The sequence below is a fragment of the Pseudomonas sp. 3JA genome, assembly GCF_036961705.1.
GTDB classification, from domain to species: Bacteria; Pseudomonadota; Gammaproteobacteria; order Pseudomonadales; family Pseudomonadaceae; genus Aquipseudomonas; species Aquipseudomonas fluorescens_Q.
The window spans coordinates 59,909-82,131 of the sequence record NZ_JBAMDJ010000014.1; the positions used below are offsets into that span (position 1 = coordinate 59,909).

Sequence of the window (22,223 nt, forward strand, 5' to 3'; positions counted from 1 at the left end):
TTCAAGCTCCTGCCAACTTCAGTACCGCCACCGCAGCACCAGCGCCGATCAGCACTCCAGCGATGGCGAACATCGACAGCCGGGCCTTGAGGCTCGATATCGCGTGCGCTCGCGCAATGTCCAGACGCTGTGAGGCTTCCTGTTGCTCCAGTGCCTGGCGAGCGCTGGACTCCTGTTCGGCGAGGGTGCGCTTGGCCTCCGCTTCTACCTCAACTACCTGTTGGCGATGCGCGGCTTCCTGCTGCTGCAACTCTAGCCGTGCCTGAGTTTCTTGCTGGGCAAGCCGCACTCTAGCATCGGCTTCAGCTTGAACAATCGCATTTCGCTCCTGGGCTTCGCGCTGAACGATTTGCGTCAGCTGGGCTGTGCTTTGGCGAATGCTGACCACTTCACCCGTGTACTCGCTGTACAAGGCGTGCAAGCCTTCGCGCACATGCTCGAGGCGAGCGGTAAGGGCTTGCGAGAACTGCTCCAGGTCATCGGCATGCTGTTGCAGCAGTGCCTCGCGGGATTCTTCCTTGAACAGGATGCGCAGTGATTCGATGATTGTGCTCTTGCCAGCGTTGGTCTCACCGAAAAACGCCAGGGTGAACGTGTCCCACTCGGCGTGGGTTTTCAACTGTTCCAGTTCGCTGTCGAACCGCCCCCGAATGTCACGCAGTTTTTCGGTGATGTTACCGATTTCACGCTTGCCATCTTTGTGCTCGACGTTAAGCGCGAGAATGTCTTCCATGGCGCTGCCAATACTGTCCGAGACATCGGTATAGAGGCGGTTGAGATCTTCAGTGGCGTTCATTGCGCGTCCTTGTAATGAAGTAATGTCAGGCAGGATTTTGTTTGCCAATAAACGCAATCAACTGGAGCCCTGAACATGCGGGGTAGCCGAGGCTATGGTAAACGCTCAAGCATTAATGGCATATAGCCATAATGTTGATATGCCCTGCACATCGACGGGCTGGCACTGGCTTATGCGCATACCAGGGTGCTGGAAGTGCCTGATCGGCCGATTCGGCCCGAGGTGCTGTGCCCTTTGCTTAAGGCCTGCCGCGAAAGCCTGCGTCTGGAAACCGAATACGTATCAGTCACTTAGCGATTATCGCAAGTGCCTTTTTTGCGCCTAAAAGAAAGCCTCAGCCCCGCCTTCAACCCCCCGAAGCAAGTTTCACAGCCACAACCATAATCTCCACCAGCACCTCAGGCCGCGCCAGACGTGCCTGAACAGTGGCCCGTGCCGGAGCACTATCAGCTGGCAGCCAGGCGTCCCACACCGAATTCATCAGCGCGAAATCACGATCAATGTCTTTGAGCCAGATCTGTGCGCTCACAAGCTGGCCCTTGTCGCTGCCCGCCAGCGATAACAAGGCTTCTATCTTGGCCAGCACCTGCTGCGTCTGCTCTTCGATGCCAACCTGTAGATCAGTGGGCACCTGGCCGGAGAGGTAAAGCAGGTCGCCGTGACTGACCACACCGGACATCCGCGCGCTGCTCTGAAAACGTTGAATCGTTGCCATCGGGTTTATTCCATGAATTGAGGAAGTTAAAGCGCCGTGCCGCCGATCAATCGGACCAGACGTTGGGCGCTGCCAAATGCCAAGGTCATGCCCAGGGCGCCCTGGCCGCAATTGACGTACAGATTGTCACAACCACTGACTGCCAGAATCGGCCGTCCGGTGGGGGTCGCCGGACGCCAACCGGTCCAGGGCTGGCAATCATCGGCGTTCCATTCCAGACCGAACAATGCCTGCGTCGAGGCTTTCAGTTGCTCGATACGCTTAACGGGAATCGACGCATCCAGCCCACACAGCTCGACCATCCCAGCGACGCGCAAGCGATCACCGATCCGGGCGAACACTGTTTTACGCCGCATGTCCGTCACGCTGACCGTCGGTGCATTCATCGAATCAGTGATCGGCAACGTAATGCTGTATCCCTTGAGCGGGTAGACCGGCATGCGCACACCGAACGCAGATAACAACCCCGCACTGTAAGCGCCAGCCGCCAGCACGACCGCTTGCGTCCCTAAAAGACCAGGGCCTTCGATGGCGTGGTGAATCTCCAACGCGGTGATGCGGCCGCGTTCACGTCGGAAAGCGGCAACCTCACTGTCGAACAGAAAACGCACCCCCTGCGCGCTCAACAACCTCGCAAGCTCCTGACAAAGCTTGCGCCCATCGACCGCGCATTCGCTGTCGGTATGGATCGCGCCGTGAAACGCGTTCTTATAGCCCTCGAGTGCAGGCTCGATCGACAAGGCTTCGGCGGGGCTGACGATTTTTTGTTGCCTGGCGCCTTGGGCGGCCTGGAATTTCACCTGGTCGCCGGCCTTGCGCAGGCTTTCAGCATCGGGGTACAGCACCAGTTTTCCGGTACGGGCGAAATCGCATTGCACCTTTTCCTGACTGATGAAGGCGTCCAGCGCCAGCCGACTTTCATGCGCCAGTTCCAGCAACTCGACAGTCGTCTGGCGCGAAACGGACGTACGGCAGGCCGCGAGAAACTCCACACACCAGCGCCATTGTTCCAAGCTCCATTGCGGCGAAAACTTCAGCGGGCCGTTGCGCGCCAACAGCATTTTCGGAATGCCCGGCAACAGGGAGGGATCAGCCAGCGGTTGCACATAGCTGTAGCTCAATTGCGCCCCATTGGCGGCACTGGCCCCCATGCCGGCCTCCCCCGCACGATCGATAACGGTGACGGTATGACCGGCCTTGTGTAGAAACCAGGCACTGCTCAAGCCAACGATTCCAGCGCCGACGACACAGATTTCCATTACGCCACCACCCTGTCCGACAGGTCCCAACCCACAGGTCGCCGTTGGTGCCAATCACTGACTTGCTGGTAGGCATGGGCGATCCGCAGCACCAACGGCTCGGCGAAGGCACGCCCGACAATTTGCATCGAGACCGGCATGCGTTGCTCGTCGAAGCCCACCGGCAGCGCCACTGAACAGAGATTGAGCAGGTTGGCGAAACGGCCGAGCAAGGCCAGCGGCGTACCGTACTCATCGACCTGATTCAACGGCACACTGCCAATGGCATTGGTCGGAAACGCACAGGCATCGACCTGGGACATGGCTTCGTCCATGGCTTGACGGGCAGCACGTCGCTGGTTGTGCAAATGGATGTAAGCCGCCGCGTCGATGGCGCGCCCGCTCAGCACCCGACGCTGCACATGAGGATCGAAGCGTAGATCGTCGCGCTCGAACAAACTGCCAAGGCTGGCGTAGCCTTCGGCGCTCATGAGACCACCGGCAACGTGCATGCACTGCTCCAGTGAAGTCGGTAGCGGCTGTTCGACCAAATGCATGCCCAGTGCGGCCAATTGCTCAAGCCCCTGGTCGTAGGCTGCCAATACGCCGGGCGCGATGTGTACGCGTTCGGTCTGTGGCAGCACCCAGATACGCAGACCGGCCACCGGAAGATTCAAACCTGCTGCAGCGCTGAAGACAGGCGACTTGGCCGAGACCGGATCCAGCGGGTCCGGCCCCAGCAGCGCGTCAAGCATCCATGCAGCGTCTTCGACGGTGTGCGTAATGGGCCCCACCGAATCCAGCGACGGACACAACTCAATCAAACCGTGACGGCTGACCAACCCACGCGTGGTTTTCAGGCCAACCAGACCACACATGCCTGCGGGAATCCGCACCGAGCCGCCGGTGTCGGTGCCCAATGCCGCGCTTGCCAACCCGCCGGCCACGGCCACCGCTGAACCACTGCTCGACCCCCCTGGCGCACGATGTACTTCACGGTCCCACGGGTTCCACGGCGTGCCCATCACGGCATTTGTGCCCCACCCTCCGAAAGCGAATTCGACGGTGTGGGTCTTGCCCATGATGATCGCCCCGGCGCGCTCCAGCCGCTGGACTGCCGTGGCGGTGAGCCGAGAGATGCGCGGCGTCTGTGCCAGCGAACCACCGGTTATGGCCTTGCCGTCGATTTCGAACAAATCCTTGATCGCAATTGGAATGCCGTGCAACGGCCCCAGGTGGACACCGGCGGCCCGCTGCCGATCGGCCGCGATGGCGGCACCGAGCGCGCGCTGGGGATAGGCCTCGACATACGCATTGAGTTGACCGTTGAAGCGCTCGATCCGCTCCAGTTGCGCGCCAACCAGGGACTCGCTCGTGAGCGCTCCGGACTCCAGCGCTTGCCGCAACTGGCCAATGCTCTGAGAAGCGGTTCGATCCATGATGTTCATGTGTTCAACCTCGAATGGTTTTGCGCCCGCGAGAAAATCGTGCTTCCAGCGCTCGCGACAACAGAGAAAGAGGGAAAGCGATGACGAAATAGAACAACCCCACCAGCAGGAAAATATGCATCGGCAAAAAGGATTCGGACGCGATGGCCCGGGCCGCCAGCATCAACTCATCGGTGGCGATCAAGGCGCACAGGGAGCTGTCCTTCAGAATCGACACGTAGGCATTGAGCAACGGCGGCAACATGCCGCGAATGGCTTGCGGAAAGATCACGGCGGTGAAGGCTTGCAAGGGCGTCAGGCCGGTGGCGATGGCCGCCTCACGTTGGCCGCGATGCAAGGAGTCCAGTCCGCCGCGCAGGATTTCCGCGACGTAGGCCGAGCCCTGCAAGCCCAGGCCGATGACCCCGGCCCAATAACCCGACAACGTCAGCCCGAGGCTGGGCAGGGTGAAATACAGCGCCAGCAGCAACGCCAGGAGCGGCACCGCACGCATCCCCTGAATGAAGAACACCGCCGCATGCTTGAGCCAGACGCTGTGGCTCTTCATCGCCCAGGCCAGTAACGCGCCCAACATCGCCGCCAGGGCGAAGCCTGTCAGGGACAGCTCGGCGCTGACTCGGGCGCCGAGTAGCAGGCGCGCGACCCAGTCGCTCCAGTATTCCGGGTATTGCTGGAAAAAACTGATCATCGCGCCGCCCCCAGATGACGTTCAAGTCGGATGAACCCCACGCCAATTGGCAGGATCATCGCCGCATAGATGCACATCACCGCCAGATAAATCAGCGAGGTCTGGAAGGTGGAGGTCACAAGATTGCGTGCCAGGAACATGATCTCCGGCACGGCGATGGCCGAGGCGATGGACGTGTCCTTGATCAGTTGCGTGACATAGTTGGCATACGCAGGCAACGCAACGCGCAGGGCCTGGGGCAAGAGGATGTAGCGCAGAATCTGCATACGGTGCAGGCCGATGGCCTGCCCGGCTTCATGCTGGCCAACGTGCAGCGACTGCAAGCCGGCTCGGAAAGTATCGGCCAGCACTGCGCTGCCTACCAGGCTCAAACCGACGATGGCCGCCAGCCACGCGGGCAGATTGATTCCCAGATAGGACAGCCCGAAGTAGATCAGAAACAGGTGCGCCAGCGCCGGCACGTTGCGCATCCATTCAATGAAACAGGCGATGGCGCCGTGTACCAGTCGCGATCGGCTGAACGTCAGTAACACCGCCAGCACCAGACCGCCCACGCTCGCCAGCACTAAGGTGCAGAGGGCAATTTCCAATGCGCTCATTGCGCCTTTGAAGAGCAAGGGCAACAGTCCGAGGAAAGCTTCCAGGTTCGCCATCAAGCGCTCTCCACAGCCATGCGCCCAAGAAAACTGCGGGTACGTTCGTGACAAGGGTTATCGATCACTTGCGCCGACGGCCCCTGTTCGACAATGCGCCCGCCGTCCATGAAGATCACCCGATCCGCCACATCGCGGGCAAACCTCACTTCATGGGTGACCATGATCATGCTGCGGCCCTCTTCCGCCAGCTCGCGAATCACGGCCAACACTTCGCCCACCAACTCCGGATCCAACGCCGAGGTCGGTTCGTCGAACAGAATCACTTTTGGTTGCTGGGCCAAAGCCCGGGCGATGGCGACCCGCTGTTGCTGACCACCCGACAATTGCTCGGGATAAGACTCGGCCTTGTGCCGCAGATGGACTTTTTCCAGCATCGCGTCGGCCAACTCATACGCCTGCTTGCGCGGTATCCCCTGGGCCTTGATGGGGCCGAGTGCGACGTTGTCGCGAACGTTCAAGTGCGGCCACAGATAGAACAACTGGAACACCATGGCGATCTCGCGGCGCTGTGGCGCCATTTCCCGGTCGCTCATCAGCCGCGAACGCTGGCCATCCCTGACCTGACCGATCAACTCGTCTCCCAACCAGATCTCGCCACTGGTGGGTTTTTCCAGGTAATTGATGCAGCGCAGGCAGGTGGACTTTCCAGATCCGCTTGGGCCAATCAGTGACAGGGTTTCACCGGGTTTCAACTCCAGGCTGATGCCCTTGAGCACCTCCAGAGCGCCATAGTTCTTGTGGAGTTCGTGCACACGCAGCAACGCCGCACCGGATGGGTTCGACATGTTGGCTCACCTCTTATTGTTGTAGGCCTGGCGATGAGTCGTGCCGGTGTCTGGACCCGCCCCATCGCCTCACACTTACTTGCAGCCGGGCAGTGTCCAGTCCGCTGGACGATCGACGCCCAGGCGCAGGTCCTTGCCTTCGGGCATGAACCAGACATCCTGAGTCAGGCCGTAGCGAGCGCCGATCTTGCGCATCTCACAGTTTTTCCAGAGCGTCTGAATCTGTGCGTTGACCGCCGTTACCAGTTCCGGGCTGGCCTTGTTGAAGCCGAACACCACCTGGCCCAAGCCAGTCAGCAGTGGGAAATTCGGATCGTTGTCGACAAAGGCGTTGAAATGCAGGTGCCATTGCTCATTGCGGGAAATGGCGTATTGCATGACCGGTGGATCGCCGATCACCGCATCGATGCGTCCGGCGAGCAGATCGCGAACGGCCGCATCGGATGTGTCATAAAGGGCGACTTGCAGGCCATCGATCTTGCGCATCTCAGGGATGAACGAAAAGCCGGTGATGGTGCCGACTTTCTTGCCTTGCAAATCCTTGAGGCTGTTCCAGTTGGTCTTGTCCGTCTGGGTAATACCGTTCTTGAAGTAGTGAATAGGATCGCTCAAGGTCATGATTTTCGAGCGTTGCTCGGTCCAGCCCATGGTGCCTGCCATGACATCCACTCGCTTGGACTGCACCGATGCGATCGTCCCTGACCACTCCATTAATGCCGGTTTGACCTTAAGGCCCAGTTTTTCAGAAATTTGTTGAAGGATTTCACCGTCATAGCCGACCATCCGACTATCTTGATACCCTGTTCCTGGCATATCACCACTGAAGGCGATGGTCAGGCTTCCCGGCTCTACTGTCTCCAATGCGAACACCGGTGCCGCAGCCAGCACGGACACCAGAAACCCGGCACAAATACCGGAAAAACGCTTAACTTTGGACGTCTTCATCGGATGCTCCTCGATAGTTTTCAGGGTGGCAGCGGAACGTTTCGCATGGGCCCATCGTAGTGGGAGCGGCGGTATAACCAGTTGGATGCTTTGCACGAATGATTGAACATTTGCGACATTCTGGCGGCGCAGAGAATGTGCCCCCTCAGGAAAGCCTCGTGGACGGGCTCGATCATGGGCAGGCGCGTCATCCCCCCATGCGCCGCGGCACCGCCGAGTTGTCTATTGGCATCATGTTGTGGCCACGCTTCCCCTTGCTGTCACTGTCGGGGCTGACCGATGCGCTGCGGCATGCCGCCGATACGGGTGATCAAAGCCGCCCCATACGCTGCCAATGGAAAGTACTCGGCACGCCCGGGCAAAGAGTCATTTCCAGTAGCGGCCTGGACGTACCGATCGACAGCGAGCTCACTGACCCGGAACGTTTCGACTACATCGTGGTGATTGGCGGATTGCTCGATTTCATCGAGGCGGTGCCGAAAACCTATCCCGCGTTCCTCCACCAGGCCGCCGCCGCACAAGTGCCGTTGATCGGCCTGTGCACCGGCAGCTTCGTGCTCGCGCGACATGGCCTGATGGAGGGGCGAACGGCGTGTGTCCACGCCTATCATGGCGACGACTGGAAGCACCGGTTTCCCACGTTGCGCTTTGTCATCAACAGAGACTTTCTGATCGACCGGGACCGGATTACCTGCGCTGGCGGTGTTTCAGTTATCGAGTTAGCGCTTCATCTGATCGGCATGCATTGCGGGCCGGATCGTGCCGGCAAGGTTGTGCATCAGATGACGGTGGCAAAGAACACGTCCAACAGCTTCGTCGACCGACGCAAGGCTCTCGGATACGCCAGTTCATCCAATCGTCGGCTACATGAAGCCGTGATGTTGATGGAAAAACACATGGCCCACCCCCTCGATATCGAGGCCATTGCGCACCTGCTCGGCACCAGCAAACGACAGTTGGAACGCCTGTTCGTCGCTGAAACCAACAGCAGCCCAGCCCAGTTCTACCGCCAGGTCCGACTCAGGTTTGGCAGATGGCTGCTGGTGAGTTCCGATCGCCAGATTGGCGAGATCGCCTTTGAATGCGGCTTCGCGGATGCACCGCATTTTATTCGGCACTTCCAGAGCATGTTTGGCCTCTCCCCGGGAAAGTTACGCAAAGCCTTGATGCAACAAGAAGGGAAGTAACGCCGCACGGCTTCAACCGTGTCGTCAGCGCTAATGCGACGACACATAAATGGACGGCGTGGCAGGCGCCGGCAATGCATAGGTCGCCTTCAGTTTCCATGGTGAACGGCACGGGAACGGACACCACCAGATAATGCCGGGCATCGTAGACGTAGAGGTCATTCCCCAGGCAGCCGCGCTTGCGCCCTTGGCACAGGATCACGATACCGGGGTCATACAGGACCGGCGTGCGACTCAATGGCCGGTTCGAGCGCAGGAAACGTACGTCCTCCAGGGCGCTGAGGTTGTAGCCTTCCACCGGCGCCAGCCGCTCCATCAACGCCACCATGCGTGCGGTATGCGGATCAGCCTGGGTCATCCAATTCTCCTTTCTGCGGTTCGCTCAGCCGTCGGTCGAACGGGTCAGCGCTTCCCATTGATCGATCTCGCTGGCGGCCCGACTGAGCTTATCGCGCACCAGGCTCAATGCATCGCTGCCCAGCAACAGATGGACGGGCGGCGTCGGGCTGGCGATCACCTGCAACATCGCCCGCGCCGCCTTGTGCGGGTCGCCGAGTTGCTTGCCGCTTTTTTCCTGGCGCGCCTGGCGAACCGGGTCAAAGCTGGCGTCATAGTCGGCAATGCTGCGCGGGGTGCGCTGCATCGAGCGACCGGCCCAGTCCGTTCGAAACGAACCGGGCGCGACGGCTGTCACGAAGATATTGAAGGGTTGCAACTCCTTGCTCAGGGTATCGGAGATCCCTTCCAGGGCGAACTTGCTCCCGCAGTAATACGCAATGCCCGGCATCGTGATGGTGCCCCCCATCGACGTGATGTTGAGGATATGCCCGGCGCGGCGCTCGCGGAAATAGGGCACGAAGGCCTTGGTCACCGCCACTGCGCCAAACACATTAACGTCGAACTGGCGCCGCAGCTCTTCCAGCGGCGATTCTTCGAAAATTCCCTCGTGGCCGTAGCCGGCATTGTTGACCAGCACGTCAACCGGGCCGTGGGCGGCTTGCGTGGCGGCGACCACGCTGTCGATTCGGGCGAAGTCGGTGACATCCAAAAGAACACCGTGGGCCCGGTCGGCAGACAATTGCTCGAAGGCCTGCAAAGCCGCCTCGCTGCGCACGGTGCCGATGACCCGGTGGCCAGCCACCAGCGCTTCCTTGGCCAGGGCGTTGCCGAAACCACTGCTCACGCCGGTGATGAAGAGGGTTTTTATGCGGTGCATGGCGAACTCCTGTCGGTAGGTGTGCGCCATGGTAGCCACCGACCTGCGGGCCACCTATGCCGGTTTGCCTCGCAGCCTTGCCTATTCCTATCAGGCAAAGAACACCGTGGCGAACGCCAGGGTCGGCAAATTTGCCCTGGGGTCCCGGGCCTGAATATAATGCGAGTCATTATCAATTATGTAGTTTCCGGGATGCTGATGCGCAGCAACGACACACTGGGTGATGCCAATCTCGCGCTGCTCTATCGCAGCCACCATTCCTGGCTGCACAGCTGGCTGAGCCGGCGCATCGGCTGTCACGAGAGCGCAGCGGACCTGGCGCAGGACACGTTCGTGCGTCTGCTCAAATCCCGTCAATCAGGCCCTTTGCGCGAGCCCCGAGCCTACCTAAGCAGCATCGCTCGCGGCCTGATGATCGATCGGTATCGCCGTCGCGAGCTCGAACGCGCCTACTTCGAGAGCCTCGCGCTGCTTCCTCCTCAAGCGGCCCCCTCCGAAGAAGAACGCTTGCTGATTCTTGATAGCCTCGAGCGCATAGACCGCCTGCTCGACCAACTCAAACCGAGGGTTCGCGAGGCTTTTCTACTCGCCCAGCTCGACGGCCTGACCTGCCTGCAAATAGCCGAAAAACTGTGCGTTTCCCGTTCTACGGTTGAACGCGACTTGGCCAAGGCCCTGCAACACTGCTATCGCTTGCGTTATGCCGAACAGTAAGGCGCAAGCGCTGGATCCGGCGGTGGTCGACCAGGCGATCCACTGGCTGGTGCGCCTGCGCTTCAATCCTGCCGATGAGAAAACCCAGCGCACGTTCGAGCACTGGCTGCAGCAGCGTTCGGAACATCGGTTAGCGTGGCAGCGTGTGGAAGCGCTTGGCGATGACTTCGCCGGCGTGCCACCTGATTTGGCCCGGCACACCCTCAAAGGCGCCCGCTCAGGCATGCATCGACGCCAAAGCCTCAAGCTACTGGGTGCATTGGTCACCTTGGGTGGTGCGACCTGGCTGGGCCGCGACTACACACCGCTGCCGGCCATGCTGGCCCAGCAGCACAGCAGAACCGGCGAGCGGAAGCGCTTCCAACTCGATGATGGCAGCCTTATCCAGCTCAACAGCGACAGTGCGGTCGACAGCTATTTCAATGCTCAGCGGCGCCTGATCGTTCTACGGCGCGGCGAAATCATCGTCAATACCGGCGCGGACGCAGGCTCGGTTCAACCGCGTCCTTTCTGGGTACAAACCCGCGACGGATTGATAAGCACTCTGAATGCCCGGTTCCTCGCGTATGAGCGTGACGACGGGACCCTCATCGCGGTGCAGCGCGGCGCAGTCAGCGTCTTTCCTGGATCCAGCCAAACCCTTACGGTCAACAACACCGTCCAGGCCGGCAATCAGCGGCTGTTCACCTCGGATGGCGTTCGTGAATTCAAGGATAACGGCCTGGATGTATGGAGCTGGAGTGACGGGGTGATCAGCGCACGCAATATGCGCCTCGGTGATTTCATCGGGGCCTTGTCGCGCTATCGCCCCGGCCTGTTGCGCTGCGCCGAAGAGGTCTCGGGCCTGCGGGTTTCCGGCACCTTTCAACTCGCCGACACCGACCAGGTATTGGCATTGGTTGCGCAGTCACTGCACCTGCGGATCGATTATCGAACCCAATATTGGGTGACGTTGAGCGCCGCCAGCTAAGTATTTTCTTCGCCGCCTATCAACATCAAATAAAAATGAGGTGATTTCTCATTCTCGTTCGGCATGTAAGAAAAGGCCGACCTACAGGCCGATCTGCCGATCCCCTTTAACGGAGCGAGTCAATGAGTGCGTCCCCTGTTCCCCAGCGTCATCTACTGAATCGCGCCATACACGGTGCGGTCTTTGGCGTCATCGTCAGCACCTATGCGCTACCGTCTCTGGCGCAATCATCGACCGTTGAGCAGACCCACCAGGTTCACCCGTGGAACATTCCCGCCGGTCCCCTGGCACCGGCGCTTGACCGCTTTGCGCGCGAGGCGGGTATCAGTCTTTCCTTCGACGCTTCAAGCGTAGCGAACCGCAATACCCGGGGCGTGAGCGGCACACTCGATACGTCCGAAGCCCTGTCATCGTTGTTGCAGGGGAGCGACATCGCGATACAGCAGCAAGGCCCGAACGCTTACTTGCTGACGCCGCAACCCAAGGCGAACGCCGAACCCGAGGACTATCGCCTCGCGCCCATCCTCGTCAACGCCAAGGCCAGGGTCGATGGCACCGAAGACCCCAACTCGGTGGTCGCCCAGGAACTCTGGGTCGGCGGCAAGGTGGCCACCAGCATCCTCAACACGCCCGCCTCGGTGTCCGTGGTGACCGACAAGGAAATGAAGCAACGCAGCGTGAGCACGACCGAAGAACTGCTGCAATACACGCCGGGGGTCATTACCGACTATTACGGCACTGACGACCGCAACGATTACTTCCAGATCCGCGGCTTCCAGGCCACGACCTATCGGGACGGCCTGACCCTGGGCTCGATGCGCGGTGTGCGCGAAGAACCTTTCGCCTATGAGCGCGTTGAAGTAATACGTGGAGCCAACTCGACGCTGTTCGGCCCGGCCGACCCGGGCGGCTCGGTGAACTTTGTCAGCAAGAAGCCGCGCTTCGACAAGTTCGGCCAGGGCTACGTCACCTACGGTTCTTTCGACCATGTCGAAACCGGCATCGATGTCGGGGACTCGTTGAACGAAGAAAAAACCGTGGCCGGTCGCTTCACGGCAAAGATGCAAGACAGCGATCGCGAGTACGACCATTCACGGGATGACAATAAGTTCCTGATGGGCGGCCTGACCTGGTCACCCACGGACTTCACCTCGGCCTCGGTGATCGTGGATTACCTGAAAACCCAAAGCTCGCCCAACAGCGGCGGTTACCCGCTGGACAAGGAATACGACCGTGACAAGTTCTACGGCGAGCCCAGCTACAACTTCCACGATGTCGAACGTACCAACATCAGCGGCACCTTCAGCCATGATTTCGACAACGGCTTCGTGCTGCGCAGCAACCTGCGCTACAGCAAACTGACCGATGATTTCGGCTATGTGTTCCTCAGCGACTCCCCTACCCGCACCGGCACTACCGTCCCGCGTTATATCTTCGGCACTGACAGCGACGCCGAGCAACTGAACGGCAACTTGATGCTGCAATACGATGCCCGCTTCGAAAACATCGACAGCAGTACGTTGGTGGGCGTGGAGTATGGTGATTCTTCCACCGAGGAACGCTCCGTCTATGCCACGACAGGCTCCATCGACCTGGCCAACCCGGTGTTCACGGGTGTGCCCAGCGGCGTAGCGCCGTATAGCAACGACAAGCTCGACACAAAAACCAAGGCCGTGTTCCTACAGCAGAACCTGTCCTTCTATGAGCGCTTTATCGTCACCGCCGGTGTGCGCAACGACTCGCTGGATCTGTCCAATACCGACATCAACAACGTAAAAGAGTCGGATAACTTCTCGGAAACCTCCTATCGCGGCGCACTGACCTATATCGTCAACGACGAAGTCTCCACCTACGTCAGCATGGTCGAGTCGGTCTCACCGCCAACGGTGGGTGTAGTGCCGAAGACAGGCACGCAATATGAAGTGGGGGTGAAATATGCGCCCATCGGTATGGACGCGTTGTTCTCGGCAGCCGTCTACGACCTGACCCAGGAAAACGTCAGCATCGCCGTCGTACTGCCCAGCGGTGTCATCGAGCAGCAAACCGTTGGCGAATCACGGGTACGCGGCCTGGACCTGGAAGCCAAGGCTGAGCTGACCCCCAACCTGAGCCTGGTGGGTGGCTACTCCTACATGGAGTCCGAAGTGTTGCGCGGTACGTTGTACGACGGCAGCTCACTCAAAGGAAATGAGTTCGCCACGGCGCCAAAACACTCCGCGTCGCTGTGGAGCTATTACAACATCCCCGACACCGATGTCAGCGTTGGCCTGGGCGCGCGTTATGTGGGTTCCTATTACTTCGACGCGGCCAACACCGGCACCAGCGATGGCACGACGCTCTTCGATGCGGCCTTCAACTACAAACTCTTCAAAGGCACTGACCTGGCGGTTAACGTCAGTAACCTGCTGGATGAGCAACATGTGGTTGGTTCAGGGACTGCGAACTACTACAACCCGGGTCGTGAAGTCACCGCTAAGTTGAGTTACAACTGGTAAAGAGTTGGCCGTTCATGATGGGGCGTCGGCTTGATGCGGGTCAGTCATCGAACGGCGAAAACCGTCGGAGGGGTTCAAACCCTCCGACTTCAAAAAATTAATCATCGAAAATCATGCACTTAGAGAATATTCAACTGCCACTTTGTATCTGAATAGTTGGTTCTGAAGCGCAAGGGGCTGAGCCTGCTGACAGAAGGTCCCAACAACCAGTTGAGTATCCCAGCAAACGATGTAGACTCGCTTTAACGCATAACGTTAAGCATTAAGAGATGATAAGAAGCTTCAGATGCGCCGACACCCAAGCTCTTTTTGAAACCGGCAAAACCCGGCGCTGGGCAGCCATCCTTTCAGTGGCAGAACGAAAGCTGGGCATGCTCGATGCTGCGGTCGATCTCAACGACCTGCGCTCTCCTCCTGGAAACAGGTTGGAGCAGCTGTATGGCGACAGGGAAGGCCAGCACAGCATCCGGGTTAACGGTCAGTACCGGATCTGTTTTGTCTGGGGCGCCAACGGCCCCGAAAATGTAGAAATCGTAGATTATCACTGAGGTGAATCATGTTTAAGAATGGCATGAGACCCGTACACCCTGGAGAAATTCTCAAAGAAGAGTATCTGGAACCGCTTGGCCTTACCGCAGCTGCGCTTGCAAGGGCATTGCACGTTTCTGCCCCCACCGTAAATGACATTGTCTTGATGCGCCGTAGCATCAGCGCCGATGTTGCTTTGCGCTTGGCCGCCGCATTGGAAACGTCAGCGCAGTTTTGGCTGAATCTGCAGACTGCGTATGATTTACGTACAGCTGAGATTGCTAAAGGGGAACAGATTCACAGGGAAGTGGAGAAGGTTCCTCACTGCGCATAACCAGCACAAAACAGAAATTTGAGCCCAGCAAAATAACTGGGCTTTTTGTTGGGCATACAAAGACACCACGCGTTTGCCGCAAGCGCTTTTTGCGCCAGGACGATAAGTGACTAGCGTCAGCCTATATACCTGGCCCCATCACGCGAGCTGGCAACCTGACCAGCCGATCCCAACCCTCGGCACTGATCCCGGAACAGTTCAGCAACGCCAATGTGTGCAGCGGCAATTGCTCCAACACCGGCACTGCGGCTGAGGTAATCCGCGATTCCCCGGGATCTGCCGAAATCGTCAGAGCACTCAACGGCAGCCGAGCAAGGTGGGCCACCCCAGCGTCGGTGAGCCAAGGGCTGTCATACAAACCCAGGCGCCGCAGCGGCAGATCACGCAAGCAGGCCAGGTCGGCATCGCGCAGATCCAGGCCGCTTATTTCAAGTTGCTCCAACGGCAAGCCCAACTCGACGAGCTTGCGCAGAACCTTGCCATCCACGCCGCGACAAAAGCTGAGATTCAGTCGCTTCAGTGGCAGGCCAGCGAGTTGTTTCAGTTCCTTCCAAGTGAGGTCGTTCAATGACAGGTCCAGGGACTCCAACTCCAAACCGCGCAGATCGCTCAACGTATCTGCATCGATGCCTTGCACATCGGAAAGCCCCAGGCGCTTGAGTGGAAAACTGTGCAGCACATCGAGCCGCTCGATGACTTGCCGTGAAGATTTGAGATCCAGGTCGGCGAGCGGCATGCCCTCCAAAGCCTCAAGATCGTCCTCGCCAACATACGAAGACGAGAGCAAAAGCCGTTCGATGGGCAGCCCCGCAATGGCGTGCAGCGTGGCGTCCGTTGCGTAACATTGATCCAGGCTCAGGGAGCGCAATGCGCTCAGGCGGGAGAGCCATGCGGGGTCCTCCAGAATTGCACCGCTCCAACCGAGGGACAGTTGCTCAAGGGGGTGACTGCATAAATGCGCCATCCCACGGGACGTCAGCTCGCCGACGCGCTCCAGCGTGAGTGATCGCAACCTGAGGTTTGACAGCCCGAGAAGGCCATCATCGGTGACGTCATCGCAACGGTTCAGCGACAGTTCTTGCAGCGGGCTATTGCCGAGTTGCGTGAAGAATTTGTCGTCGAAGTCCTGGCCGTAGGTGCTTAACGTCAGCCGGCGCAGCCGATCGAGGGAAGGTAGGCTGGTGGCGTTATCGGCGCGGGAGAATCCGCTGATCTCCAGGCCCTCGAGAGCGAGGTCTGGCACGCGTTGCCATACACTTGGATCGCAGCTGAAACGTGGGCTGTTGAGCACCAACGTGCGCAAGGGCAGCCCAGCCAGGGCGTCGCACCAGGCCAGCTCGGCGTTATCCAGCTCCAGATGATCGACCGGCAGGTTGCGAAGCTGCGCCAGCAACGGCCCGGGGCGATTGGTATGTGCCGTGGTATTCAACTGAGTAATGACGACGTTAGCGGCCGGATCGCACAGGCCAGCCGCAACGCGTACTCCCTCCACTGACGCCTCACCGGCGTCGAGCAGATCGCGATAGAGCGACGCTCGCGCGGCAATGTCATCGGGGTTATCGGCGAGTTGGGCGATCAGCGCGTTGCGGGTGGGGTTGTGCACGGTTTACTAGTCCGAAGTGGGCGGGCGTAGGTGCTGCGAAATGGAGTTCATCTGCCTGCTGCTTACTGATGCGCACCGATTTGCGATATCAGTCCAGGATCATCGATGAGAACAGCGGTTCGCTTCACTGGCTTTTCCTTGGGCAAAAAAAAGCTCAGGACTGCTGCGCAGGTTCTAACAATTGCCTGCGCGCTGTACTGAGCTGCTGGGCAAAAAACTATTCGCCTACGCCGCCTATGTCAAGGTCAAATGGCTCATCCTGAGATGCTTCAGGCTCATCACCTGTCAGGTGTGCGCTCTCAAATCTGCTGGCGGCAGCTAGCCACCGCAACCGTTTAAGCGAAGGAAACCCTGTGGCGTTTCAACTGCGCAAAGCCACTGGTCTTAAGCGTCTCGTGGACGAGCTTGGAGTAGCTGTTCTGGCTCCTTTGCTCCTCCGGAACTAACGTGACGGAAATACAACCACCGACAGACCAAGAATCCTACATGAAGCTCGGAAAGTGACGTCTTGTAGCTCTCAAGCAGGGCGGCCTATATTCCGTCGTCGCCCTAATGGCGACTCGGGTTTGGCGACTCGATTAACGAGGTAGCTCCTTTCAATTGAATGAGGTACTACCCATGAAACGATACATGCCCATCACCGGCATCGACTGCATCCCCGCCACCCTGCTCATCGACACCGAAGCCCCGCTCGACGTCCTCTTCGAAACCGCCGACTACCGCATCCGCACCGTGACCCAACTGCTGGAAAACATCGCGTTTCGCTCGGAAATCAACTCCGACACGCTGGTGCTCTCCGACTTTTGCAAAATGCTGACGATATCGCTGCGTGATGGGTGTGATGTGATGGATGTTATTGGGAGACGGTTGCGGGCGCAGGCGGCTGAGTAAATGAAAACGGGCAACCTTTGGGGTCGCCCGTTTCACGATCCGTTAGAGACATTGCCACTGCCGTCATCGATGATGTGGTGAAGGACTGGAAGCGCTGGGGAGTCAATCTGCCAGGTTGGTCGATAACCCAATGCCACCCATTTAAGCGGGGCAGCATTGGTTTTATTTGTGGCCATGACGTAATCCCGACCGTCGGAGCGACTACATCCATCTGCTGCGATGAGCTGTGGCGCAGTTCGTCAAGAACTGCGCCACAATTGCGCCAAAATCTCCTCAAACAGCGCCAACACAACCATGCCTTCGCCACGACCGGAATCGATCAAGCGAAAAAGGGTAAGTGTCCAGTTAAGTCATCTACCGATCCAGCTATCAGCATGAGGATGACTGCTTGCCGCCCATGCCGTAAGGTTCGCTACCAAAATCACCACAGCCTTCCAGTGGTGGCAATACAGCAAAGAGAGCGAACAATGAACACCTTCAGATCATCAATCCAAAACGTAGCTGCGGCCATAGGTCTCATCGCAGCAGTGACAGTCGGGGGATGCGTGATGATCCCTTATGACACGCCGGAATCAAAAGCCCAAATCCAGCGCGATCTGAAAATTGCACCATCGGATATTCAAGCCGTGTCGGAAACGAACTGGTGCTTGTTCCCATATGGAAGCGAAGGCAGCTGCAAAGCCACTCAAGGCCTGGGAGTGTTGACCAGCAAAGGCCTGATCCTCAGCCTCTACAACAACCACACCTACACTGAAACCGCACGCATCCTCCCAGAACAAGTGCAGTGCGTGAAGACAGTTGGTGGTCGCACTGGAGTCGAACCGTTCGTTGTATTCACCAAAGACCGAGCGATCATGCTCGCCGTCATTACGCCTGGTGGACAAATGAATGTGCCTGTGAAAGTCAGTTTCTTTGATTACCTGACGAAGCCAGGGCAGCAAGTCTTCACTGGAACGGATGGCGGATATGTGCGCAAGTCGGGTCGACAGCAAACCGTAGGCGGAATGGTGTCAGGCACTGCCATTCCGTGGCATACAACACTCGACGTAACCGAGGTTTTTAACCCTTGCCCGCAGGTTGCAGATTAACAAGGAGTGGTGCGTTCCCTCGCAAGCGGTGCGCGCAGGCCGAAGCCCGGGGTATGAAGGATGAAGCCCGAAGGGCCAAGAGCCCCGGTGGCTCGGTTCGCGACAGCCGCCCTCGAAGAGGCCCCCCTTGAGACAGCAATTACAGGGCTTTTAGCATCCGCGCAAGCGTCTGATGTCCCCCAAGTCGATAGCAGTAAAAAAGGGGACACCCATTAGCCGGTCTCAGATTTATTTTAGAACACCGAGCAAGCCAATAAACCGCTCTCTCTGCAGCTGTACCTAATAAATCCGCCCCCTTTATCCACTATTTTTTAGGTTCGGCAGGCTGTAGCGTCTATACCGGCGCGTTGTAAGAAACATCTCCCGAGTCGCGCCAAACTCCATTCGAAAAGCTCACAGGCCGCTGTGGGTAACAAACCAACAGCCCTTCGAAGAACTGAGAGAAGGACAGGTCAAGTCGCGTTATCCAACGCATATTGTCGATTTCCAACAATCGCCAGTTGTCTCCGCTATCGAAACCGAAAGCAGTCCCGGTGCTATCCCAACCGAACAGCCACACCTCGCCCTTCGCGCCCGGTTCATAGGGCCCGTCTTTATAAATTCTATCATCACCGAAGTAGTCTGCCGCAGCAGGACGCAACGTCGGTTGAATCGTCAAAAGCGGCAGCGCGCAGTCATCCTCCTTGATCTCACCGTGCCCTCGTTCATGCATAAAAGCAAAGTACTCGTCAGGAGCCGACGGCCACTGCAGCCGCATCATACTTACTTCACCTGAAGAAACAGGTGTCAGCCGCTCCAATAGCGCACATCCCAGTGCATTAAAGGTTTCTAAATTTTCGTACATGCTCATGTTAGCCTCGGGGGGCTGCGAAACCGCTGTTGTAGTTGGACTTGCTGAGGCATGGACGCCACCTTGGTAAGGTGAGCTGGGGAGGCCGGCCAGATGACTCTCAGATTTATTTAGAACACCGATCAAGCCAATAAGCCTGCTCTCTCTGCACCTTGTAAAATAAACATGTCCACTTTTCGCGACTCACTGATACCGTATTTACACACTTTAGTTTTTTGCTCTCGACGCTAAAGCAGAAACAGGGAACAAATTTTATTTGCGCCCCCGGACCAATCAAATAAAATCGACTTATTTCGCCCCTCAAGTAGCAGGCATCGCATTTACATCAAAATCACCCTTACTATCAATTTCAGCATCTGCTCTCAACACCTCAAAATCCCCCGCCCCTTTATTCAAACGAATGTTTATCTCACACAACTCACCCGGGGAGGGACTGATAAATTCTACCCGAAGATCATAGTCCCCTGCAGAAAGCTCTAGAGAAACCGTATCCGAGATACTACCAATCTCAATACTATTTTCCTTAACAGTGAATGGAACTCTAAATGCCCGCACCACCTCAGGTCCCAAATCAGGCCCCTCCTCATTGAGGAAAATATTAATTTTATGACCCCCCTCCTGAACCAATGCTCTAAAAGAAGCACTTCCTACTCGCCAAGAGAATCCTTGCGTATAGTTCCGATCACTCCAGTCGTTATACGGCTGATTGAGCGCACTCTGAAATACGCACAATTGCGAGTATGACAAATACAGTTTTCCTTCAAACTTAGCCATCAGACCACGACCTTATTAGCATCATAACGCAGCCCCTTTTTTGCGCAAACCCGCTCCCTTTTTGCTAAGAGCACATCACCGCTCAGAATCCATAAATAAGCGATACTTATTAAACACCTCAACAGTATCTTTACTTCCCTCTACAAGCCTCTCATAAAAAGTCGGATCTTCAGCCCACTCCTTAAATACCAAGGAGCTAGAGGACTCTCTAATCCCTTGAGAAAAATATGAAAGTCTCCAACACCTAGAAATTTCACCAACTGACAATTCAAAAAAATCCATAGCTATTGGCTTAGGATAGTCATTCCCCTCGTCTAAAAAAATATAAACCAGGGGAGCATTATCCCAAAACGTAACTCCATATACGGTGTATTCCTTACCCAGAACAAGGCCAAACCCACCATCAGGAGAATTAATATAACCTTTAAGCCTATCCAAAGTGTCAACGTCTTTTATATGATATAAATTATCTATCTTACATACAACTTTCATACAGCTAATCCGAACCAGGAAGTTTATAAGGAGCATGTGCAGGGGAAACTGACGGATCATCGCCCCACGGCCTGATATTTTCCACGCTATGCTTTTTGAACTTAAAATCCATCAATTCGCCATTTTTCGGATCACGAACATAGTGCACGACAGTATCTTGACCATTTGCAAGAAAAAAGAAGAAAAAAGGAAAAAAAGGGACAGATTTATTTTAGAACACCGAGCGAGCTAAATAAACCCGTTCCTTCTGACCTCATAAAATAAATCTGTCTCCTTTTCGCTGTATTTAAAACTCTGAAACATCAACCTAGCAAGATATCCTGAGTATCTACAGCCTCCACGGAGCCGTTAGTAACCAGGACCCCCAAGCCAAGCTGAGGATCGAAAGTCGCGTCAAAAATAAAACCGATTTGACGCAATCCCACATCAAAAGGAGACATCATCTTAATACACCTAAGAGAAACTAAATACTGCATATCATCAACTGCATGGATCTTGGGTGCCTTGATGTCGGCCTCATCAGCATCAAAGCCCTCTCGGTATTCCTCGACCCGACAAAGATAATAGTTAAAGACTGCTTCTTCTACAGCAGAAGCAACAGTAGCTTTATTTAAATTAAACTCTCGAAATGCGACCCTCTGATTTTCGGCGATAGAAGCACCATCAAAAATTTGAACAACAAGTTCCACCTCATACGACCTTCCAAAAATCAGTATTTCACATACTCCGGTCCAAGCACCGTCAAAATGCAGCTCACCAAAATCTCTATCTGATATACCAGTCATTTATCACTCCAGTCGTTATACGGCTGATTGAGCGAACTCTGGGGAAAAAGGGGACAGATTTATTTTAGAACACCGAGCGAGCTAAATAAACCCGCTCTTTCTGACCTCATAAAATAAATCTGCCCCCTTTTGACCGGGTACGACGGGTTCAACCAGGCAGGTTGGGGCAAGGGAGATCCCAGCAGTTAAAAGCTGCAGGGCGAGTTGGCTTTTAGCCTTGACTTGAGACCGGCTAATGGGCGTCCCCTTTTTCTGTCCCGCTTCAGCTATAAAAATCAAGCCATTAGGCTTCGCGATACTCGCCCCACCTCAAAGAACTGTCTAAATACATCTACTACGACCTCTGAATCCAAGCAAACGCCTGAGGCATCAACAGCGTCCCCTAGGATATAAACCACCTTCCCTGCACTTCCGCCTCCAAGATAAGACCGAACAATGTAATCCTCCCCATTATCCTCACCTAAAGTCATTGCATACGCCCCACCATCCGCAACAACTTGCAAGCTCAACAGCTCAAACCCATTAAAACCCGTAAGTTCCAATGTAACTGAACCAGAGGCATCACATACTTCTCTTAAATGAAGTTCAATGTCACTCCAAGAGGGCTCTTTAGCGCTACTCCCCTGACACTCACTCCCAAACCCAACAGCCCATGACAGAGAAAACCTCACTTCCTATCCCCCTCTTTCAGAGCCCGCATTCCAGGCTGCCAATATAAAGTTTTTCCGGTCGAAAAAAGGGGAGATTTATTTTAGAACACCGAGCAAGCCAATGAATCGATTCTCTCTGCACCTTATAAAATAAATCTGTCCCCTTTTTCCCGTCTAAGCATGAAAAAGCCCCTAGCGAAACTAGAAGCTACGGCTGAAAACGGTTTAGCCTGACACAACATCCTCGAGGGAGCACTCGGCCAGACGTTTTAATTTTTATAGGTGTATCAGCTGGTTAGTCGTTAAGTAAGTGCCATCTGGGACAAATTATTTATAAACCGAGCAAAACCAACAAATCTGCACTCTGCGTTTCGC

At 56.6% G+C, this 22,223-nt stretch carries 24 protein-coding genes and 2 pseudogenes; 10 read left to right on the plus strand and 16 right to left on the minus strand.

The annotated features are described in order from the left end of the window. Position 1: 1 nt before the first annotated feature. On the minus strand, positions 2-796 hold the full coding sequence (locus V7773_RS13315) for a hypothetical protein (protein ID WP_336073783.1): 795 nt from the start codon (positions 794-796) through the stop codon (positions 2-4). 141 nt (positions 797-937) lie between these two features. Here V7773_RS13315 and V7773_RS13320 point away from each other — a divergent pair. Further along, a pseudogene (locus V7773_RS13320) lies at positions 938-1,084 on the plus strand (WYL domain-containing protein); the annotation flags it as partial. Between the two features lie 58 nt (positions 1,085-1,142). Here the strand turns inward: V7773_RS13320 and V7773_RS13325 are convergent. From V7773_RS13325 to V7773_RS13355, 7 genes are all read right to left on the minus strand, one after another. Beyond that, positions 1,143-1,511 carry a RidA family protein gene (locus V7773_RS13325; RefSeq protein WP_336073785.1) on the minus strand — a complete coding sequence of 123 codons (369 nt, stop codon included), beginning with the start codon at positions 1,509-1,511 and terminating at the stop codon, positions 1,143-1,145. Between the two features lie 26 nt (positions 1,512-1,537). Next, positions 1,538-2,770 (minus strand): D-amino acid dehydrogenase, encoded by a 1,233-nt coding sequence (locus V7773_RS13330; protein ID WP_336073787.1) that lies wholly within the window; start codon positions 2,768-2,770, stop codon positions 1,538-1,540. Continuing rightward, a complete protein-coding gene (locus V7773_RS13335) occupies positions 2,770-4,197 on the minus strand; it encodes an amidase (RefSeq protein ID WP_336073788.1) in 1,428 nt (475 codons plus the stop codon). Before V7773_RS13335 ends, V7773_RS13330 begins: the two co-directional genes overlap by 1 nt. Before the next feature lie 4 nt (positions 4,198-4,201). Beyond that, positions 4,202-4,885, minus strand: a complete 684-nt coding sequence (locus V7773_RS13340) for an amino acid ABC transporter permease (protein WP_336073790.1) — start codon at positions 4,883-4,885, stop codon at positions 4,202-4,204. Further along, positions 4,882-5,538 carry an amino acid ABC transporter permease gene (locus V7773_RS13345; RefSeq protein ID WP_072340979.1) on the minus strand — a complete coding sequence of 219 codons (657 nt, stop codon included), beginning with the start codon at positions 5,536-5,538 and terminating at the stop codon, positions 4,882-4,884. The genes V7773_RS13340 and V7773_RS13345 overlap by 4 nt, the downstream gene beginning before the upstream one ends. Next, the gene (locus V7773_RS13350; protein WP_336073792.1) at positions 5,538-6,326 is read right to left on the minus strand and encodes an amino acid ABC transporter ATP-binding protein; all 789 of its coding nucleotides are present in this window, start codon (positions 6,324-6,326) and stop codon (positions 5,538-5,540) included. The genes V7773_RS13345 and V7773_RS13350 overlap by 1 nt, the downstream gene beginning before the upstream one ends. A gap of 75 nt (positions 6,327-6,401) precedes the next feature. After that, positions 6,402-7,271: a substrate-binding periplasmic protein gene (locus V7773_RS13355; protein WP_063323026.1), complete on the minus strand. Its 870-nt coding sequence runs from the start codon at positions 7,269-7,271 to the stop codon at positions 6,402-6,404. A 158-nt stretch (positions 7,272-7,429) separates the two neighbouring features. Here V7773_RS13355 and V7773_RS13360 point away from each other — a divergent pair, with 158 nt between their 5' ends. After that, positions 7,430-8,458, plus strand: a complete 1,029-nt coding sequence (locus V7773_RS13360) for a GlxA family transcriptional regulator (protein ID WP_238992549.1) — start codon at positions 7,430-7,432, stop codon at positions 8,456-8,458. Positions 8,459-8,546: 88 nt separating this feature from the next. Here the strand turns inward: V7773_RS13360 and V7773_RS13365 are convergent. Together V7773_RS13365 and V7773_RS13370 are read right to left on the minus strand one after the other, a co-directional pair. Then, positions 8,547-8,816 (minus strand): annotated as a pseudogene (locus V7773_RS13365) (AraC family transcriptional regulator); the annotation flags it as partial. Between the two features lie 24 nt (positions 8,817-8,840). Beyond that, positions 8,841-9,674: an oxidoreductase gene (locus tag V7773_RS13370; protein WP_336073794.1), complete on the minus strand. Its 834-nt coding sequence runs from the start codon at positions 9,672-9,674 to the stop codon at positions 8,841-8,843. A 28-nt stretch (positions 9,675-9,702) separates the two neighbouring features. Between V7773_RS13370 and V7773_RS13375 the strand changes: the two genes are divergently transcribed. The 6 genes from V7773_RS13375 to V7773_RS13400 all read left to right on the plus strand — a co-directional run bounded on the left by V7773_RS13375 (position 9,703) and on the right by V7773_RS13400 (position 14,715). After that, a complete protein-coding gene (locus tag V7773_RS13375) occupies positions 9,703-9,828 on the plus strand; it encodes a hypothetical protein (protein ID WP_336073795.1) in 126 nt (41 codons plus the stop codon). 44 nt (positions 9,829-9,872) lie between these two features. Further along, entirely contained in the window at positions 9,873-10,388 is a 516-nt protein-coding gene (locus V7773_RS13380; RefSeq protein WP_092146263.1) for a sigma-70 family RNA polymerase sigma factor, read from the plus strand. Then, positions 10,375-11,358, plus strand: coding sequence for a DUF4880 domain-containing protein (locus V7773_RS13385; protein ID WP_336073797.1), 984 nt, complete (start codon positions 10,375-10,377; stop codon positions 11,356-11,358). Before V7773_RS13380 ends, V7773_RS13385 begins: the two co-directional genes overlap by 14 nt. Before the next feature lie 122 nt (positions 11,359-11,480). Next, entirely contained in the window at positions 11,481-13,853 is a 2,373-nt protein-coding gene (locus V7773_RS13390; RefSeq protein WP_336073798.1) for a TonB-dependent siderophore receptor, read from the plus strand. Between the two features lie 269 nt (positions 13,854-14,122). Further along, on the plus strand, positions 14,123-14,401 hold the full coding sequence (locus tag V7773_RS13395; RefSeq protein ID WP_072340959.1) for a type II toxin-antitoxin system RelE/ParE family toxin: 279 nt from the start codon (positions 14,123-14,125) through the stop codon (positions 14,399-14,401). Positions 14,402-14,409: 8 nt separating this feature from the next. Next, positions 14,410-14,715, plus strand: coding sequence for a HigA family addiction module antitoxin (locus V7773_RS13400; protein ID WP_025211727.1), 306 nt, complete (start codon positions 14,410-14,412; stop codon positions 14,713-14,715). A gap of 121 nt (positions 14,716-14,836) precedes the next feature. Here the strand turns inward: V7773_RS13400 and V7773_RS13405 are convergent, their stop codons facing one another. Then, positions 14,837-16,318 carry a leucine-rich repeat domain-containing protein gene (locus tag V7773_RS13405; RefSeq protein WP_336073803.1) on the minus strand — a complete coding sequence of 494 codons (1,482 nt, stop codon included), beginning with the start codon at positions 16,316-16,318 and terminating at the stop codon, positions 14,837-14,839. Between the two features lie 618 nt (positions 16,319-16,936). Here V7773_RS13405 and V7773_RS13410 point away from each other — a divergent pair. Both V7773_RS13410 and V7773_RS13415 read left to right on the plus strand, forming a co-directional pair. After that, positions 16,937-17,209: a hypothetical protein gene (locus V7773_RS13410; RefSeq protein WP_336073805.1), complete on the plus strand. Its 273-nt coding sequence runs from the start codon at positions 16,937-16,939 to the stop codon at positions 17,207-17,209. Between the two features lie 467 nt (positions 17,210-17,676). Next, positions 17,677-18,297, plus strand: coding sequence for a hypothetical protein (locus V7773_RS13415; RefSeq protein ID WP_336073807.1), 621 nt, complete (start codon positions 17,677-17,679; stop codon positions 18,295-18,297). 334 nt (positions 18,298-18,631) lie between these two features. On the opposite strand, the gene V7773_RS13420 is transcribed toward V7773_RS13415, so the two are convergent. From V7773_RS13420 to V7773_RS30465, 5 genes are all read right to left on the minus strand, one after another. Continuing rightward, on the minus strand, positions 18,632-19,147 hold the full coding sequence (locus V7773_RS13420) for a hypothetical protein (RefSeq protein ID WP_336073810.1): 516 nt from the start codon (positions 19,145-19,147) through the stop codon (positions 18,632-18,634). 300 nt (positions 19,148-19,447) lie between these two features. Further along, positions 19,448-19,921 (minus strand): competence protein ComJ, encoded by a 474-nt coding sequence (gene comJ / locus V7773_RS13425; RefSeq protein ID WP_336073811.1) that lies wholly within the window; start codon positions 19,919-19,921, stop codon positions 19,448-19,450. A 75-nt stretch (positions 19,922-19,996) separates the two neighbouring features. Next, positions 19,997-20,413, minus strand: a complete 417-nt coding sequence (locus tag V7773_RS13430) for a hypothetical protein (protein ID WP_336073813.1) — start codon at positions 20,411-20,413, stop codon at positions 19,997-19,999. A gap of 302 nt (positions 20,414-20,715) precedes the next feature. Continuing rightward, positions 20,716-21,198, minus strand: coding sequence for a DUF6985 domain-containing protein (locus V7773_RS13435; protein ID WP_336073815.1), 483 nt, complete (start codon positions 21,196-21,198; stop codon positions 20,716-20,718). 275 nt (positions 21,199-21,473) lie between these two features. Beyond that, positions 21,474-21,869 carry a DUF6911 family protein gene (locus V7773_RS30465; protein WP_442963485.1) on the minus strand — a complete coding sequence of 132 codons (396 nt, stop codon included), beginning with the start codon at positions 21,867-21,869 and terminating at the stop codon, positions 21,474-21,476. Between the last annotated feature and the right edge of the window lie 354 nt (positions 21,870-22,223).

Excerpts from the sequence above, each read along its gene's own strand:
- V7773_RS13370 (WP_336073794.1), bottom strand. The coding sequence starts at position 9,674 with ATGCACCGCATAAAAACCCTCTTCATCACCGGCGTGAGCAGTGGTTTC.
- V7773_RS13380 (WP_092146263.1), top strand. The coding sequence starts at position 9,873 with ATGCGCAGCAACGACACACTGGGTGATGCCAATCTCGCGCTGCTCTAT.
- V7773_RS13385 (WP_336073797.1), top strand. The coding sequence starts at position 10,375 with ATGCCGAACAGTAAGGCGCAAGCGCTGGATCCGGCGGTGGTCGACCAG.
- V7773_RS13415 (WP_336073807.1), top strand. The coding sequence starts at position 17,677 with ATGAACACCTTCAGATCATCAATCCAAAACGTAGCTGCGGCCATAGGT.
- V7773_RS13375 (WP_336073795.1), top strand. The coding sequence starts at position 9,703 with ATGGTAGCCACCGACCTGCGGGCCACCTATGCCGGTTTGCCTCGCAGC.
- V7773_RS13315 (WP_336073783.1), bottom strand. The coding sequence starts at position 796 with ATGAACGCCACTGAAGATCTCAACCGCCTCTATACCGATGTCTCGGAC.
- V7773_RS13400 (WP_025211727.1), top strand. The coding sequence starts at position 14,410 with ATGTTTAAGAATGGCATGAGACCCGTACACCCTGGAGAAATTCTCAAA.
- V7773_RS13335 (WP_336073788.1), bottom strand. The coding sequence starts at position 4,197 with ATGAACATCATGGATCGAACCGCTTCTCAGAGCATTGGCCAGTTGCGG.
- V7773_RS13430 (WP_336073813.1), bottom strand. The coding sequence starts at position 20,413 with ATGAAAGTTGTATGTAAGATAGATAATTTATATCATATAAAAGACGTT.
- V7773_RS13420 (WP_336073810.1), bottom strand. The coding sequence starts at position 19,147 with ATGAGCATGTACGAAAATTTAGAAACCTTTAATGCACTGGGATGTGCG.
- V7773_RS13355 (WP_063323026.1), bottom strand. The coding sequence starts at position 7,271 with ATGAAGACGTCCAAAGTTAAGCGTTTTTCCGGTATTTGTGCCGGGTTT.
- V7773_RS13350 (WP_336073792.1), bottom strand. The coding sequence starts at position 6,326 with ATGTCGAACCCATCCGGTGCGGCGTTGCTGCGTGTGCACGAACTCCAC.
- comJ (WP_336073811.1), bottom strand. The coding sequence starts at position 19,921 with ATGGCTAAGTTTGAAGGAAAACTGTATTTGTCATACTCGCAATTGTGC.
- V7773_RS13345 (WP_072340979.1), bottom strand. The coding sequence starts at position 5,538 with ATGGCGAACCTGGAAGCTTTCCTCGGACTGTTGCCCTTGCTCTTCAAA.
- V7773_RS13435 (WP_336073815.1), bottom strand. The coding sequence starts at position 21,198 with ATGACTGGTATATCAGATAGAGATTTTGGTGAGCTGCATTTTGACGGT.
- V7773_RS13390 (WP_336073798.1), top strand. The coding sequence starts at position 11,481 with ATGAGTGCGTCCCCTGTTCCCCAGCGTCATCTACTGAATCGCGCCATA.
- V7773_RS13340 (WP_336073790.1), bottom strand. The coding sequence starts at position 4,885 with ATGATCAGTTTTTTCCAGCAATACCCGGAATACTGGAGCGACTGGGTC.
- V7773_RS13410 (WP_336073805.1), top strand. The coding sequence starts at position 16,937 with ATGAAACGATACATGCCCATCACCGGCATCGACTGCATCCCCGCCACC.
- V7773_RS13325 (WP_336073785.1), bottom strand. The coding sequence starts at position 1,511 with ATGGCAACGATTCAACGTTTTCAGAGCAGCGCGCGGATGTCCGGTGTG.
- V7773_RS13330 (WP_336073787.1), bottom strand. The coding sequence starts at position 2,770 with ATGGAAATCTGTGTCGTCGGCGCTGGAATCGTTGGCTTGAGCAGTGCC.
- V7773_RS13395 (WP_072340959.1), top strand. The coding sequence starts at position 14,123 with ATGATAAGAAGCTTCAGATGCGCCGACACCCAAGCTCTTTTTGAAACC.